The following is a 15,554-nucleotide window of genomic DNA, read 5'->3' on the forward strand; positions in this document are numbered from 1 at the left end:
TGTTTACCGATCCAGCTCCGCCTGAGCCAACTGTCCGGTTTGCACTTGCCACTGGGACCAGTAAGCGCCCTCGCCCGTCAGCAAACTGGCGTGGGTGCCCTGCTCCACAATGCGGCCGTGTTCGAGCACCACGATCTGGTCGGCATGCACAATGGTCGACAGCCGGTGCGCGATCATAATAACGGTGCGGTCTTCCGCGATGTGGGCAAGTGACCGTTGTATCGCTGCTTCGGTTTCGTTGTCGACCGCACTGGTCGCTTCATCCAGCACCAGCACCGCCGGGTCTTTTAACAGGGCCCGCGCCAGCGATAAACGCTGACGCTGGCCGCCCGACAATTTGACGCCGCGTTCACCCACCTGGGTATTGAACCGGTCGGGCAGCCGTTCAATGAATTCCAGCGCTTCAGCTGTTTTGGCAGCGGCCTGAATGTCGTCGAGGCTGGCATCGGGTCGGCCATAGGCAATGTTGTCGGCGATGGTGCCATCGAACAGGAACACATCCTGACTGACCAGGCCAATATGGGTGCGCAGATCACGCAGTGACAGTTGTTGGATGGGAATGCCGTCGAGTTCTATCTGCCCTTCGCGGGGTTCGTAAAAGCGCAGCAACAATTTCATCAGCGTTGATTTACCCGACCCGGTCGCCCCGACCAGCGCCAGGGTCTTGCCCGCTGGCACCTCAATGCTGACGTCATGGACGCCAGCGCCACTCTGACCGTACTCGAAGGACACCTGCTTGAACTGAACCCGGCCCGCCACCGGGCCTTTAAACACCTGATCGCCATCATCCGGCACCGATACCTCGGTGTGAATCAGCACCAGAATACGCCGGGTGCTGGCCATGGCGCGCTCGAACAAATCAATGGTTTGCGCCAGTTCAGTCAGGGGCCACAGCAGTCGCTGGGTCAGAAACACCAGAACGCCATAGGCACCCACACCGAGCACACCGTTCAATACCTGAAAGCCACCGACGACGAAGGTAAATAAAAAGCCGGTCAATATGGCCATGCGGATAATCGGAATAAACGCCGAACTGATGGCAATGGCCCGACGGTTTGCTTCGGCATAGGCATCGCTGTCGGCGCGAATCTGTTTTGCTTCCCGCTCTTCAGCGGTAAAGGATTTGATGGTCGCCATGCCGCCAATGTTGTTGCTTAGCCGGGTCGCCAGCACACCGACCCGCTCACGCACATCCGCATACAATGGCATGGCTCTTTTCTGGAAGTAGAACGCCCCCCAGATGATCAGTGGAATCGGCGTGAACGCCAGAAACGCAATGAGCGGTGACAGCACGAAAAAGACGGCACCGACGGCGACAACAGTCACCAGCACCTGAATAATGTCGTTTGCGCCGCCGTCGAGAAACCGTTCCAGCTGGTTGACGTCGTCGTTCAAAACCGAAATCAATTGCCCACTGCTGCGCGATTCAAAGAAACTCATGTCCTGCTTTTGAATGTGCTCGTAGGCATCCTGCCGAATGTCGGCCTGCAGATGCTGCGCGAGGTTACGCCACAGAATCATGTACAGATACTCGAACAGGGATTCCCCGGCCCAGATCACGAACGTCAGCACCGCCAGTGCAATAATCTGCGACTGGGGTGTGACCAGGCCAAGCTGGGCGACAAAACTGGCTTCCTGATTCACCACCACATCAATGGCAATACCGATCAGAATTTCCGGTGCAATATCAAACAGTTTGTTCAGCGCGGAACACACCGTCGCAGCAATGATGCGACGCCGGTAACCGCGCGCGTATTTCAACAGCCGTATCAGAGATTGAAAACTGGTTGCCGGTGCAATAAACGTCATGTGCTTCCTTAACAATTAAGTCGATGCCTGCTGAATGCGAGCGATGGAATCTTTCTCTTCAATCGGCCAGTGTAGCCAGGCGGCAATGAGACCGAGAACGATACCGGCAATCCAGATGCCGTCGTAACTCTGATAATTTTTATACAGCCAACCGCCCAACCAAACACCGCTGAAACTACCGACCTGATGGCTGAAAAACACGACACCGTACAGAAAGGTCATGTAGCGCGTACCGAACAAGACAGCGACCAGGCCCGACGTCGGCGGTACCGTCGCCAACCACAGGAAGCCCATGGTGGCACTGAACACCAGTATGGTCACCAGCGACACCGGAATCAGCAGAAAAGCGGTAATGGCCACGACACGTCCCAGATAAATAAACGCCAGAATGGTTCGTTTGGGGCGCAGGCTGCTTTGTACACCAGCGACGTAGGCACCCACCACATTGCACAGCCCGATCAGACTGATACTCCAGGCGCCGACCTTGGCATCAAAGCCAAGATCAACCACATAGCCCGGCATGTGAACGGTAATAAAGGCAACGTGAAAACCGCAAACGAAAAAGCCCAGCACCAGCAAGGTATAGGAACGCACCTTCAAAGCCCGCTTGAGAATGGTCCAGAGCGAGGCGTCGATCTTGGGGCTAGAGTTGTCGTTGGCACCCCCGTAGGGAGCCAGCGGCAACGCCAGTACGGCCATGATGAACGCCGAGGCACTCAGCCATTGCAAGGCACGGAACCAGCCAGCCAGATCAACCAGTTCCTGCATCAGCGGCACCACCAGAAACTGGCCAAAACTGCCGGCCGCGGTACCAACCCCCAGCGCCCAGCCACGGCGGTCTTCCGGAACGGCGCGCGCCAGCGCCGGCAGCACAATGCCAAAGGCAGTACCCGCCACACCAGCCCCCACCAATAGCCCGGCGGTGGAGATCATGGCCAGTTCAGTGGTCGAGTACGACATGCCCCACATGCCAGCGGCGTAACACACAACGCCGGCCAGCAGCACCTTAAGATTGCCAAACCGGTCGGCCAGGCCGCCGGCAAAAATGGCAATCACACCCCAGGCGAGGTTCTGCACCGCCAGCGCCAGTGACAACACATCACGGCCCCAGCCCCGTGCCTCGGAAATGGGCTGCATAAAGAGCCCAAACCCGGCCCGATACCCGAACGACAACATCAACAGCAAACACGCACTGATCAGTACCGGCAACACCGGCATCAAACGACCTTTCATGACACGTCTCCGGCAGGCACCAGACTGGCAGATGGAAAGAAAACAGGCCCGGAACGATACTCCGACCCGGGCAGGAGAACAACGTTCAGAACGCTTCGTCCCAGTGCGAATAGCGTCGTGAAAAAGCCGCCTCAGGCCTTCAAGGCCCGATGATGGCGAGAAGCAAGACCGCGCTCCAGTGGATTGCTGGAGCGCTACTTAATCGATATAGTCACCTGCCCGTCAGCGTCTTTCGGGAGTAAACGACCTGACCTGGTGTCTCCCCTGTTATTGGAGTGAAGCATGACCGACCGCCGCCGCTTGATTCTTATCTGTCTGTGCTTCATTGCTTTCATTTCACTGGGCTTGCCCGATGGCTTGCTGGGCGTTGCCTGGCCTGGTATCCGGGCAGATTTCGAGCAGCCATTGGATGCCCTGGGCTGGCTGCTGGTGGCGACCACCGCCGGCTATATGATCAGCAGCTTTTTCAGTGGCGCGGTCAGTCGCTTTTTCGGCATTGGTCGACTGCTGGCCATCAGTTGCACGCTCACAGGCGCTGCCTTGCTGGCGTTTACGCTGGTTCCATTCTGGGCCGCTTTCGTGATTCTCGGCACTTTGGTGGGCGTGGGTGCCGGGGCTATCGATGCAGGCCTGAATACCTACGTTGCCGAGCATTACAGTGAGCGGTTGATGCAGTGGTTGCACGCCAGTTTTGGGGTCGGCATCACGCTGGGTCCGCTGATCATGACCGCCATGCTGAACCTCACCGGGCAGTGGTCGCCCGGCTATTGGCTGGTCGGCAGTGCCCAGATCTTTCTGGGCATCTGTTTCTTCGTCTCTGCTAGGCTGTGGGAAACACCAGCATCCATTAAAGCTGAGCCCAGCCTGACCGAGGATGCCGGTAAAGTCGCTCTGACACACCCGGCAACAGACGCCAAACCACAACCGGCAATAGCCTCGGCCAATTTCACCGCATCCCTTGCGACACCAGCGGTCTGGCTAAGCATGGGCCTGTTCTTCGCCTACACCGGGCTGGAGCTAACGCTGGGTCTGTGGGGGTATTCACTGTTGACCGAGTCACGCGGCGTAGAGGCCGCCGCCGCAGGCCTGTGGATCGCCATTTACTGGGGCATGTTCACCCTGGGCCGCATGGTCGCCGGTGTTTTTGCCAATCACCTGGGCAACCACCGGCTGGTCACTTACAGTCTGATTCTGGCGCTGGCCGGTGCAGTTCTGCTCGCCTGGAACCCGGTGGCCTGGGTGGGTTTAATGGCCATAGGTGTGGTCGGCTTTGCCTTCGCTCCGGTGTTTCCCGGCCTGGTGTCCGGCACGCGTTTGCGGGTTGGCGAGGCCCATCTGGCAAACACCATGGGCATGCAGATCGCGGCAGCAGGCATTGGCGCTGCCTGCCTGCCCGCTCTGGCAGGCGTAATGGCCGACCGCCTATCGCTGGAAATTGTGCCGGCCTTTCTGATGGTCTTTATCGTCGTACTGAGTCTGTTATACGGTGCCTCCCGGCGTCTCGGGCGGCACCAGATCGGCATCGACCCGATTGATCACTGACGTTTTACTGCCCGAGAGCTTGATAACCGGCGTCTGCAGCATCAACGAATTCGGAAAAGTCATTAAATCGCCTTTATCGTGCCGGATCATGACGTGAAAGGAAGAGATCTCCTCAATTTCACCGGTTAGATCAAAATCGGCATTGAGAATCCGTACCCGGTCGCCAATCCGGTAAGGAAACTGGAAAAAGATGATCATGCTGGCAGTCAGATTGCTCAGAATGGACCATTGCGCAAACATGGCAATGCCGATGACCGCAAACAGCGACGACAGGAATACCGTGAGCTCGCCGTATTCAATGCCAAACGTCAGCCCCACCGCAATCAGGAAACTGACGGCATGTACCGTACGCAGCAGTTTGCGCACCAGCGCTTTGCGCTGTACCGGTACATCCTTGGTTTCGACCCAGCGCCGAATGAAGTAATTGAGGGACTTGTGAGTGACGAAAAAGCCGATTAACAAAGCCAGAAAAACCGCGTATTGCCAGGACACTCGCGAAGACTCCTTGACCGAACGATAAGAGTTTACGACCTTCAGACCCGATATCGGGTGCCTCAGGCCCGTGAATTGCTTACACTTTACCGCAAATCATCAGTACGTCGAGAGATAGGCTTTGACTCAGCAACCACAGCGCGGCGGATTTTTCAGCAATCTGCTGTTCAACATTATCATCCCCGTCGTGATACTCAGCAAATTCAGCGGGCCAGAGCGGCTCGGCCCGGCCTGGAGCATCGTTGTCGCCCTGGCCTTCCCAATCGGCTATGGCCTCTGGGAAATGCGTCAGACCGGCAAACTGAACGCCATGTCGGTCATTGGCGTGATCAGTGTGTTTCTGACTGGCGGTATCAGCCTGCTGCAACTGGACCCGAAGTACATTGCCATCAAGGAAGCCGCCATTCCCGGCCTGCTTGGCCTGGCCGTGCTGATCAGCCAGAAAACTCGCTGGCCGCTGGTGCGCACGCTTATTTTCAACGCTCAGCTGATTGCCATAGATCGCGTCAATCAGGCGCTCGACCAGCGCGGCACCCATCGACAACTTGAACAAAGCCTGTCGCTGGTTTCCTACATTGTTGCCGCCTCCTTCTTTTTGTCATCCGTACTGAATTATGTGCTGGCCAGAATAATCCTGGTCAGCCCACCGGGAACTACGGCGTTCAGCGAAGAGTTGGGAAAGATGACCGCCCTGAGTTATCCGGTCATCGCGCTGCCCAGCACCGTTGTGCTAATGGCGGCTATCTTTTTTCTGCTCTACCGGCTCAAGAAACTGACCGGACTGGATCTCGAGTCTTTGCTGGTTGAACAAAACTCAGCCAAAGACAACGACAAAGAAACGACAGAGACCAAATAATTGCTGCAACAGGCATAAAAAAGGCGGGGAATCCCCGCCTTGAGCGTATCGATTGTATGAGCGGCACTTACGGGTCAGCCATCAACCGGTAACAGCACCTCCTGACTCACTATCCCCTGACTCACTATACGTCGGTGGATAAACCCCCCGATACGGATCTATCAGTGCAAGGTCGCACTGCCGACAACGCCGGCGCGACCGTACTCCTGTGTTGCTTCCTGGACGGCGCGGAATCGCTCGATTTCGAGGTCCGCCGGGCCACCATTCTGCAAATGAAAATCGTACAGAGTGCTGATCAACGTTGATAACACGTCGTTGTTGTTCAACAACCCTTCTTCAATGCCCGAGGCCGACAGGATATCGGCAATAGGCTCCAGGTTAGCTTGCAATTCGCCCTCTTCATCACGACTTATTTCCAGGGCGCCGAAATCAAACGATTCAGAAACGATCAGCTCGAACTGTCTTACATCATTCATAGCCTTACCTCGCTCTTAAGAGCCTCGATCGGAAGCAGCGTGCAGAACCACCCGAGGCTCTCAGGGTGGCTGCGTGGATAGACCGATTGCGAACGCAATCCCCTACACCATACTAGAAAGCGGCGCATCCTCCAAATAACGGGGCCTGGAGCCCTATAACCCCAGCACTCGGCACCCTTCACAACCCAGCGGATCATGGTTCACCCGCCGTTCAGCCTGTGGGGTCTAGACTGAACCCAACTGTCTGCCTATGGAGTTGCTTCATGATATTAACCCGCTTGCCAAAAGGCGCCTGGCGCGTGGCTGCATGTCTGCTACTGGTGGCTAGCGTCAACGCCGGCGACACCGGCATCACCACGACACCGGCCGAATCGACGATCGACACCCGGCGGGCCGAAACGCAATCGGCACACCGGCTTATCGGCCGGGTCTTTCAGTGGCAATACGGTCTTAATGAAGACGGTACACGGGTGCAGCCAGACACCCCGGGCCGGTATCTGCTCCGGTTCAACAGCGAGGGGCGAATCAGCCTGAAAGCTGACTGCAATAACTACGCGGCTTCCGTTCGGCTAACCGACACTGTTTTTTCGACCGGCCCCATGATCGGCACACGTGCACTGTGCCCGAAAGGCAGCCTGGAGCGACCCTACGTTAACGCCATTGAATCGGCCGCACAGTGGTCGTTCGACGGTGAACAGCTGATGCTCAGACAACCGCATGACGGTGGTGTAAGTGTCTTTATCGCTGTATCCGAGGATGAAAGCGAGGGAAACGGCGAGCGTAATTAGGCCCTTACGGCCAGTGCAATAATAAAAAAGGGCCCGTGCAGGGCCCTTGAAACAGCTGTTGATCCAGCCTCTACTGGCGAACCAGATCCACCAGCACAGTCCCCAGATTTCCAGGGTTCGAGCCGTCGGTTCCGAGACTGAAAGAGCCGTAATAGCGCTCGCCCGAGACCGAGTCTGGCAGGTTGAAGCCCAGGTCCACGCTGAAGGTTTCACCGGCCGGTACAGTGACTGGCACATCCACAGTGAGGTTACCCTCATCGCCAGTCACAGCGGCGGTGTGAATTGTCAGTGCCTGGGGCTCGGTATGCCCCGCTTCCCAGTTCTGCACGACCACCCACAGAGTGCCCGCTGGCGGGTTCTCAATATTGATGTACTCAAGCGCTGACCCGGTGGCAGCATAGTCGATCAGGCTTCCAAAGCCTGGCGTATCGCCAGAGCCAACGAAGACATCCAGATCACCGGACTCCGAAGCAGACACCTCTGCCACAAAACGCGTAGCGTTTTCGGGTACCTCCAGGGTGAAGAAGAAGGTGCCATCAACCGCAGGATCAAACCCGTCGAAGGGGTTGTCGTTGGTTGGATCTGACACCAGAGCGGCCTCCGTGGCGGTCGATTGGGCCAGACCGGTCATGCTGACCTCGGCCGAGCTGATTTCCACCGCTTTCAACCCATCGAGGCTGACGACATCACTGGCCAGCGGCGCGGTGATGGTTATGGCACCGGGCAGATTACTAAGCGCGGGTTGAATCGCAACCGGGAAATGGACATCGGGCACATGACGGGTCAGCGATTTAAGCCCCAGTTGGGCAAATTGCCACTCACCTACAGGAGCGTCCGATGCATCCGCTTCAATGGTCAATACCTGACTTTCGCCCGGAGCCAGCCGGAACCGTTCCGGCGAGACGGTAAGGCCAGGCTGTCGCTGGGTTCGCCAGTGTGTGCTCTGGTTCGATACGTTGGTAACCGTGCGAGTCCACTGGCAGTTCACCACACACCGAGCCTGCCCGAGTCCGGTCAGGTTCAGCACAGAAGGCTCGCCCCCCACGAACGGATCGGCGGCCAGAAAGGCATCGAGTTGCTCATCGAGAACCAGGGCGGCCTGAGCGGCTCGGGGCAAATCGATGCGGCCGCCACCCATGTCAAACGGGTCGGCCTGGCGAGTTCCGTCCTCTTTGAGGTGCTCTTTAACGGCGGTTGTCATCATTGCAGACTGAATCTGCATCGGTGACCAGTCCGGGTGCAAGGCGGTCAGCAAGGCACCCGCGCCGGCAATGTGCGGGCTCGACATCGAGGTACCCTGAATGACATTGTAATCCTGCTCCGCATCGCTGTAGCCCTCGTGAAAGGCCGCAAAAATGGCTCTCCCCGGTGCGGTGATGTTGGGCTTAACCACACTGGGCACTGAAGGGTTTACCCCTCGCGAACTGAAATAGGCCAGTACATCGGCCGTTTCCGGTTCATACACCATCTCGGTACCGCTCAGTCGGCCCTGGTGTCCATTCCCCGAGGCCAGCCACTCCCGCAACTGGGTTGCATCGGTGAAGGTGATGTGGGTCGCCGGCAAGGCATGTGAATCGGTCTCCAGATAGCCCGACCCATCGGGAGTGGTGGGTTCCCTCGTGAGAATCATGGCACCGCCACCATTGGCAGCAACATGCTCGCCCTTGGCCACCCGACCGATTTCACCCGCCTCGCACAGAACGATCTCTCCATCGAACCGGCCGCTGAACTCATCCGCCAGGCAGAGGGGGTTGCCGAAGTCGGCCGCGTCAATAATGGACGCCGGGCCGTATCCCGGTGAAATACCCTGACCCACAATGTCTACCGGTGGCGACTCCAGCCCTCCGCTCAGATCCACCAGGGTGTTTTTGTAGAATAAGGGGTGTGCGCTGGCTGCAACCGAGGTGACCCAGGGTGCATCGGCCGGGTTACCGAGGGTCGCGAAATCCGGCCCGGAATTGCCCGCTGAGGTGGCCACAAATATACCGGCGTCCATCGCGGCCAGAAAGGCCAGTGAATCCGGATCGCCCCAGGGGTCGGAAGCCCCACCGCCAATGGAGTAGTTGATCACATCGACACCGTCGGCGATGGCCTGGTTAATTGCGAACAGAATGGCACTCAGGTAACACCCGGCCTCTGCGCACACGCTGTAGGCAACCACATTGGCGCGCGGCGCCACCCCCGCAATATGCTTGGTCAGAGAGAAACCGGTGGGGGCCGTAACCCTTGCGTTGTACACCAGGTTCCCGGCTGCGGTTCCGGCTGTATGAGAACCGTGACCGTCGGTATCACGCGGGCTCCCTTCGTTGATCAGCTCATATCCCCAGGCGCCGATCAGCTTGTCGTTACAGGGAAAGTCAGGATCGAACACTCCGGAATCCGGATCACAGACACCCAGATACCCGCTTTTCGGGTTGCGGTGCCGGTAGCCGTCGCCATCGACCTCGGCGAAAGAATCACTGACCGGGTTGATGCCGGTATCAATAATACCGACCACCACGCCTTCACCGCGGGTACCGGCCTGGCCTGCCACGCCGCGCCATACTTCGGGGGCACCAATCCAGGCAAACCCGCCTTCCCACAGACACCCGGCCAGGCCCAGAGTGGCCAGCAAGGAGGCGGTCAGGCCATGCCGGCGATTCAGTCGCCCGGTTGCCAGCGCCCAGACCAGCGTTGCCAGCACCAGACTCAGTGCGACCACCACAGACCACCACAGCCAGGCTGTCGAACCGGCGTCACCCGCATTGGGCAAGGCATAACCGGAGGCATCGCTGGGCGTTCGTGTCAGTTGTCGCAGTTCATCTTTGTGAATGCTGCGAATGCCCGGCAAGCTTGCCAGTTGGCTGGCCTCAGTTTCGGTCAATTCCACCACCACTGCGTTGACGGCCAGGTGAAACTGGTCAATGACCTCAACCGAACGACCCAGACGCAGGGAGATTTGCTGCAGCAACTTGGCCTGCTGAGACTCCAGGTACTGCCCGTAGGCTCTCACTTCGGGAGTATGCACATCCAGCGAAGCGCGGCCTTCCGGGCTGGTAGCCTGGTACCCGGATACTTCACCTCGGTACCGCGCTGCGGCAGCGGCATCCCCGGTGATGATGTAGCGGTTCATGGGTGCGGCAAAGCGGCTGAATGGCTGAATGCCCGCTGCATTGTCCGATGCTGACGGGGGCGTTTTTTCCAGCACATTTCGCTGGCCTGAGAGGTTGCGTTCGGAAATTTCAGATTCGGCCAGGGCAGTTGCCGCGACCAGTGACAGGCAGAGCCCCGCTAACACTGCATACAGCGAGGCCCCAGACCATCTGCGACTGTGCCGCAGGGTAAATTGAGACAGGGTCATGTCAGTTCCTTGTTTGTCGAAGTTGAGAAACACGGAGCCCTTCCAGGAACACCGTATTCACAGGCCTGGAGACAACATGACCCAGCAATGCGCTGCCTGGCGCCCTTTCGGGAACCAGGTCAATCGTGCGCTGGAACGCCACCTTCCGACAAAACGCCTGCATCCTTGCCCGATTCACGCAACAATCCGTCAATGGATTGAAGACAAGCCGTAAAACGGATGCTTCAGGCACGCTATCAGCTCACGAGGTGTTGCGGAAACCTTAGTGGTGAAACTGAGACCGAATTAGCACAATCATTCGTCGGGTGATTTGTAAAGGGGTGCTTACAGAGGGGATTGATGACGCCCGTTTAACAACGGCGTCACCGGTCGGCCGTCAAAACTGACAGGACGTTCGCATCGGCTCAATGACGTCGGTAAAACCGGTCATATCAAACACCGCGGTAATGGGGCTGTAGTTATAAGGTGTGGTTCGAAACACCAGAGTGGCATTGCCAGCCTCGGTTTCGGTCTCAAGCTGATTAACCAGTTCGACCTTGGAAAACCCCGATGCAGTGCCAGGGAAAATAGTGCGCTCACGGAAACGATCGGTTTGCCAGGTTCCGGTGACCGATTCGCCCTGGCCAATACGGGTAGTCACTTCAGGCTCGGTGCTGGGCAGGAACTCCCCCCAATTGAGCACGAGCTGGAAATCGCCTGGCTGGGTTGAATCGCAGGTGAGCTCCAGTTCGATCGGGTTGCGCCGACGGTTCAGACCACGATCCGACCGCAGGAACACCGAATGCTCGGTTTGCCCGGTGATGGGGTCAGAGTTTGCTTCATAATCGAACTTGCCAATGTCACGCGTTACGTTCTGCGCCTCGGCCAGCACCTGCTCAGCGTCATCGTAACACTGGTAGCGTTGCTGCTGGACTGTCAGTGAACGGCATTCCTGAATGGATTCGGCAAAGGTTTCAGCCTGGCTGACGGTTGCGATTGTCAGGCCGACGGTAGCCAAACCCAGAATGAAGAAGGTTTTGTACGAATACGATACACCAACGGTCATGTGTGCGTGAAACTCCTGTTCTTCGGCATTGTACAACTGATATGGCAACCTGAGGTGGGCTGTCCTGGCGCTTAGCGTATCAATCAGCGCTCGTGGCACACTGACTGGCAGCAGCCAGAGCCCCATCATGCCCGAGGGCCACGTAAAGCGAAACCGCCGTTTAGCCAGGCATCACCTTAAAGGCCTCTAACCCACGCTGACGCTGACGCCCCTGTCGGTGCGATTCATTCAAACAGGATTCCACAAACCCCAGATGCGTTTGCGATGCCTGCTGCGCTGCAGCCGCATCACCACTCATAATAGCCTCAAGTAACCGCTGATGCTGCTCCAGCAAACGATCGGCGGTGTCCCCTTGCCCGGCAATTTGAAAAACACTCTCGGCAATGGACGATGCCAGCACTTTGAACAACGCCTTCATGTTGTGCAACAGCACAGCATTGTGACTTGCCTCAGCAATGGCCAGGTGAAATTCTGCGTCTGCCTTGGCTTGCTCTGCTGCGTTGCCTGCCTTATGGCTACGCTCCAGTTCGGTCGCACAGGCCTGAAGCCGGTGACGGTCAGCCTCAGTCGCCCGCAAGGCTGCGTACCAGGCAGCCATGCCTTCTAGGGCATTCCGGTATTCCAGAATATCGTACTGGTAGTCTTTATCAGTACTGAGCAAGGCCAGCAACGGATCACTAAAGCCATCGCCCAAGTGCTGACACACTCGGTGTCCACCGCCCTGTCGACTCTCCAGCCAGCCCCGGGCGGCCAGGGTACCCAGCGCTTGTCGCAGCGTCGGGCGAGATACGCCCAGCTGGATGGCCAATTCACGTTCGGGCGGTAACTGGCTCCCCACCGGGTACTGCCCTTCGGTGATGGCTTTTTCCACCAAACGGGCAACCTGATCCGACATTCGCTCTGCTTTCATGACACCCCGCTCACTTGACTGGCCCTCGCATGGCGGATTGACAGCCCTGTGAAGTCAGCCTATTCTCACTGGAAACAATTGGTAAATTGGTATTACCAATTAATAGAGCATCGTACCCCAGGCAAGGCAAGCGATGCAACCGTGCACCCCTTTTTAACGCCGAGGTTCCGATGTCACAGCCCGTTCTGCTCTACCCGAGCAAACCCGACAAGGTCTATTTGTTTGGTACCTGCCTGGTCGACCTGTTTTATCCGGAAGCCGGTCTTGCCGGGGTCGACCTGCTGGAGCGGGAAGGCATTGAGGTGATCTACCCTCAGGATCAAACCTGTTGCGGTCAGCCGGCCTATACCTCGGGTCGCAGCGACGAAGCCCGGGCAGTGGCGCAAGCCCAGCTGGATTTGTTTCCCGGAGACTGGCCGGTCGTCGTGCCCTCCGGTTCCTGCGCCGGCATGATGCGACACCAGTACCCAAAATTGTTTGAGGGCACGGAAGATGCCGAAAAAGCCCGCAAGCTGGCTGCCAGAGTCTGGGATCTGGCCGATTTTCTGGTGAACGTCTGTCAGATCAAGCTCACAGATACCGGTGATCCCGTTACCATCGCCTTACATACCTCTTGCTCGTCACGCCGGGAAATGGGCGTTGCGGACAGCGGCCCAGCCCTCCTGCGGCAATTGAACAACGTCACCCTGGTCGAGCCGGCCAAGGTGACGGAATGCTGTGGATTCGGTGGTTCTTTTGCAGTGGGCCATGCCGATATTTCCGGTGCCATGGCTAACGATAAGGTAGCGGCTTTGGCGCAGACCGGTTGCGACCGCTTTCTGAGCACTGATTGCGGGTGTTTGATGAACCTCACCGGTGTGGCCGAAAAACAAAAGACGGGCCTGGCCGGTGAGCACCTGCTGAGCTTTCTGTGGCAACGCACTCAGTCGAACCGGGAGGTTTAAACGATGTCCCAAACCCGAGAAGACACCTCGCAGCAAGGCCACAACAGTGCCATCAACTTTCAGCCACAGGTAGCATCCGCGCTGGCCAATAGCCAGTTGCGTGGCAACTTCGACAAGGCCATGACCGGCCTGATGCACAAACGCAGCAATGCCTTCGCCGACTGGGATCTGGACGCCCTGCGTGATCTGGGCCAGGCCATCCGGCAACGGGCACTGCAGCAGCTACCCGACCTGTTGGAGCAGTTGGAACACCAGTGCCAGGCCAACGGCATTCAGGTGCACTGGGCCCGCGATGGCGACGAAGCTTGCCGGGTTATCACCGAAATCTGCCAGCAACGCCAGGCGAAAACGGTGATCAAGGGCAAGTCGATGGTGACCGAAGAGATGGAACTGAATGACCATCTCGAGCAGCGCGGTTACAGCGTGCTCGAATCCGACCTTGGCGAATACATTGTGCAAATGGCCAAAGAAACGCCGTCGCACATCATCATGCCGGCGATTCATAAGAACACCGCTGAAATCGCCGAACTGATGCACACCATGACCGGCGTCGAGCGGCGCGAAGACGCCCATTACCTGACCGACCAGGCCCGGCAGCAATTGCGTGAAAAGTTCATGCAGGCTGACGTGGGCATTTCCGGCGTTAATTTTGCGGTCGCAGACAGCGGCACTCTCTGTCTGGTCGAGAACGAAGGCAACGGTCGCCTGACCACCACCACACCGCCCTGTCACATCGCCGTAACCGGCATCGAAAAAGTGGTTCCCAGCCTCACCGATGTCGCGCCCTTGCTGAGCTTGCTGACCCGCTCTGCCACCGGCCAGTCCATCACCACCTACGTCAACATGATCAACCGGCCGCGTCAGCCAGACGAAAAAGACGGACCGGAAGCGGTGCATCTGGTGCTGGTCGATAACGGTCGCTCGGATATTTACCAGGACGACGAACTGGCCCAGACCCTCCAGTGCATCCGCTGCGGTGCCTGCATGAACCATTGCCCGGTTTATACACGCATTGGAGGCCATGCCTACGGCACGACCTACCCCGGGCCCATTGGTCAGGTGCTGATGCCGCAATTGTTGGGGCTGGAGCAAACGCCAGACTTTGCCAGCGCCTCGTCACTGTGCGGATCCTGCGCAGAGGTGTGTCCGGTTCGTATTCCGCTGCCCAGTCTGCTGCTGCGATTGCGTCGTGAAGCAGTCGACGGCGACAAAACACGCCCCTCAACCGTACCCGGCCATGGTAGCAAGCGTTCTGGACTGGAATCACTGATTTGGACTGTCTGGCGCATCGCGCACCGACACCCGATGCTCTATCGTCAGTCAACGCGCCTGGCCAGCCGGTTCAGGGCGCTGAGCCCGAAACGACTGGGCGGCTGGACCCGCTATCGCAGTGCGCCAAAACTGGCCAAAACAACCCTGCACAGCGCCATGAACGCCCGCTCCGGGAGGCAACAACCATGACCCCTTCTGCCCGCCAAACCATTTTGAGCCGCCTGCGTGAGCGCAAACCGCTTCCTGCCACAAGCCAGCCAGATTTTACCGTTATGGAACAACGTCGCTGGTCGCTGGAAGCCGGCATAGAGCGATTTATAGCCCAGCAAGCGGCCGTGCATGGCGACGTTCACCGGGTGAGTCAGGCCAAACTGAGCCAGGCCATATTGGCAAGACTGACGCAGGCAGGCGCTCAACGGGTACTGATCGGACCCGACAACCCGGTGCATCACGAATTGACCAGCAACGCGCCCGACCTTCAATTCCACGGGTACGATCAGCCAGTCGAAGCCTGGCAAAGCGAGCTGTTTCACCAGACCGATGCCGCCATCACGGGCTGCCATGCGGGCCTGGCCGATACCGGCTCACTGGTCGTCATTCCAAGCCCCACTGAACCCAGGCTGATGACTCTGGCACCGCCGCTGCATATTGCCATCCTGCCGGTCAGCCGACTGTTCAGCAGCTGGTACCAACTGATCACGGAGGAAGACTGGACAGGCCCCATGCCGACCAATACTCTGCTGATTTCCGGGCCCTCCAAGACAGCGGACATCGAGCAAACGCTCGTCTACGGTGCTCACGGCCCCAAGGCGTTAACGGTTTTTCTGGTCGATGGTTGATGACAAAC

Annotated in this window: 13 protein-coding genes; 6 read left to right on the forward strand and 7 right to left on the reverse strand. The window is 58.1% G+C overall.

Annotation, left to right across the window (positions count from 1 at the left end; all coding sequences use genetic code 11):
• Nucleotides 1-3: 3 nt before the first annotated feature.
• Both ACHUE7_RS08475 and ACHUE7_RS08480 read right to left on the reverse strand, forming a co-directional pair.
• Complete coding sequence (locus ACHUE7_RS08475) at nt 4-1,809, reverse strand: ABC transporter ATP-binding protein (protein WP_394169582.1); 1,806 nt, start codon at nt 1,807-1,809, stop codon at nt 4-6.
• A 15-nt stretch (nt 1,810-1,824) separates the two neighbouring features.
• Nucleotides 1,825-3,042, reverse strand: coding sequence for an MFS transporter (locus ACHUE7_RS08480; protein WP_348475542.1), 1,218 nt, complete (start codon nt 3,040-3,042; stop codon nt 1,825-1,827).
• A 282-nt stretch (nt 3,043-3,324) separates the two neighbouring features.
• On the opposite strand from ACHUE7_RS08480, the gene ACHUE7_RS08485 reads away from it, so the two are divergent.
• A complete protein-coding gene (locus ACHUE7_RS08485; protein WP_394169583.1) occupies nt 3,325-4,584 on the forward strand; it encodes an MFS transporter in 1,260 nt (419 codons plus the stop codon).
• Here ACHUE7_RS08485 and ACHUE7_RS08490 read toward each other — a convergent pair.
• Nucleotides 4,522-5,076 carry a mechanosensitive ion channel family protein gene (locus tag ACHUE7_RS08490; protein ID WP_394169584.1) on the reverse strand — a complete coding sequence of 185 codons (555 nt, stop codon included), beginning with the start codon at nt 5,074-5,076 and terminating at the stop codon, nt 4,522-4,524. The two genes, ACHUE7_RS08485 and ACHUE7_RS08490, sit on opposite strands and share 63 nt — an antisense overlap.
• A gap of 121 nt (nt 5,077-5,197) precedes the next feature.
• Between ACHUE7_RS08490 and ACHUE7_RS08495 the strand changes: the two genes are divergently transcribed.
• A complete protein-coding gene (locus tag ACHUE7_RS08495) occupies nt 5,198-5,932 on the forward strand; it encodes a VC0807 family protein (protein ID WP_394169585.1) in 735 nt (244 codons plus the stop codon).
• A gap of 161 nt (nt 5,933-6,093) precedes the next feature.
• On the opposite strand, the gene ACHUE7_RS08500 is transcribed toward ACHUE7_RS08495, so the two are convergent.
• On the reverse strand, nt 6,094-6,408 hold the full coding sequence (locus ACHUE7_RS08500; protein WP_028669587.1) for a hypothetical protein: 315 nt from the start codon (nt 6,406-6,408) through the stop codon (nt 6,094-6,096).
• Nucleotides 6,409-6,671: 263 nt separating this feature from the next.
• On the opposite strand from ACHUE7_RS08500, the gene ACHUE7_RS08505 reads away from it, so the two are divergent.
• Nucleotides 6,672-7,196, forward strand: a complete 525-nt coding sequence (locus ACHUE7_RS08505) for an META domain-containing protein (protein WP_394169586.1) — start codon at nt 6,672-6,674, stop codon at nt 7,194-7,196.
• Between the two features lie 70 nt (nt 7,197-7,266).
• Here the strand turns inward: ACHUE7_RS08505 and ACHUE7_RS08510 are convergent, their stop codons facing one another.
• The 3 genes from ACHUE7_RS08510 to ACHUE7_RS08520 all read right to left on the reverse strand — a co-directional run bounded on the left by ACHUE7_RS08510 (nt 7,267) and on the right by ACHUE7_RS08520 (nt 12,491).
• A complete protein-coding gene (locus ACHUE7_RS08510; RefSeq protein ID WP_394169587.1) occupies nt 7,267-10,536 on the reverse strand; it encodes a S8 family serine peptidase in 3,270 nt (1,089 codons plus the stop codon).
• A 376-nt stretch (nt 10,537-10,912) separates the two neighbouring features.
• Nucleotides 10,913-11,710, reverse strand: coding sequence for a hypothetical protein (locus ACHUE7_RS08515; RefSeq protein ID WP_394169588.1), 798 nt, complete (start codon nt 11,708-11,710; stop codon nt 10,913-10,915).
• 31 nt (nt 11,711-11,741) lie between these two features.
• Entirely contained in the window at nt 11,742-12,491 is a 750-nt protein-coding gene (locus ACHUE7_RS08520) for an FCD domain-containing protein (RefSeq protein ID WP_394169589.1), read from the reverse strand.
• A 170-nt stretch (nt 12,492-12,661) separates the two neighbouring features.
• On the opposite strand from ACHUE7_RS08520, the gene ACHUE7_RS08525 reads away from it, so the two are divergent.
• From ACHUE7_RS08525 to ACHUE7_RS08535, 3 genes are read left to right on the forward strand one after another with little or no spacing between them, the layout of a single operon-like run.
• On the forward strand, nt 12,662-13,435 hold the full coding sequence (locus ACHUE7_RS08525) for a (Fe-S)-binding protein (RefSeq protein WP_394169590.1): 774 nt from the start codon (nt 12,662-12,664) through the stop codon (nt 13,433-13,435).
• Between the two features lie 3 nt (nt 13,436-13,438).
• Complete coding sequence (locus tag ACHUE7_RS08530; protein ID WP_394169591.1) at nt 13,439-14,896, forward strand: LutB/LldF family L-lactate oxidation iron-sulfur protein; 1,458 nt, start codon at nt 13,439-13,441, stop codon at nt 14,894-14,896.
• A complete protein-coding gene (locus ACHUE7_RS08535; RefSeq protein ID WP_394169592.1) occupies nt 14,893-15,546 on the forward strand; it encodes a LutC/YkgG family protein in 654 nt (217 codons plus the stop codon). Before ACHUE7_RS08530 ends, ACHUE7_RS08535 begins: the two co-directional genes overlap by 4 nt.
• The last annotated feature ends 8 nt before the right edge of the window (nt 15,547-15,554 follow it).

Source organism: Saccharospirillum alexandrii, from assembly GCF_043641555.1.
GTDB classification, from domain to species: Bacteria; Pseudomonadota; Gammaproteobacteria; order Pseudomonadales; family Natronospirillaceae; genus Saccharospirillum; species Saccharospirillum alexandrii_A.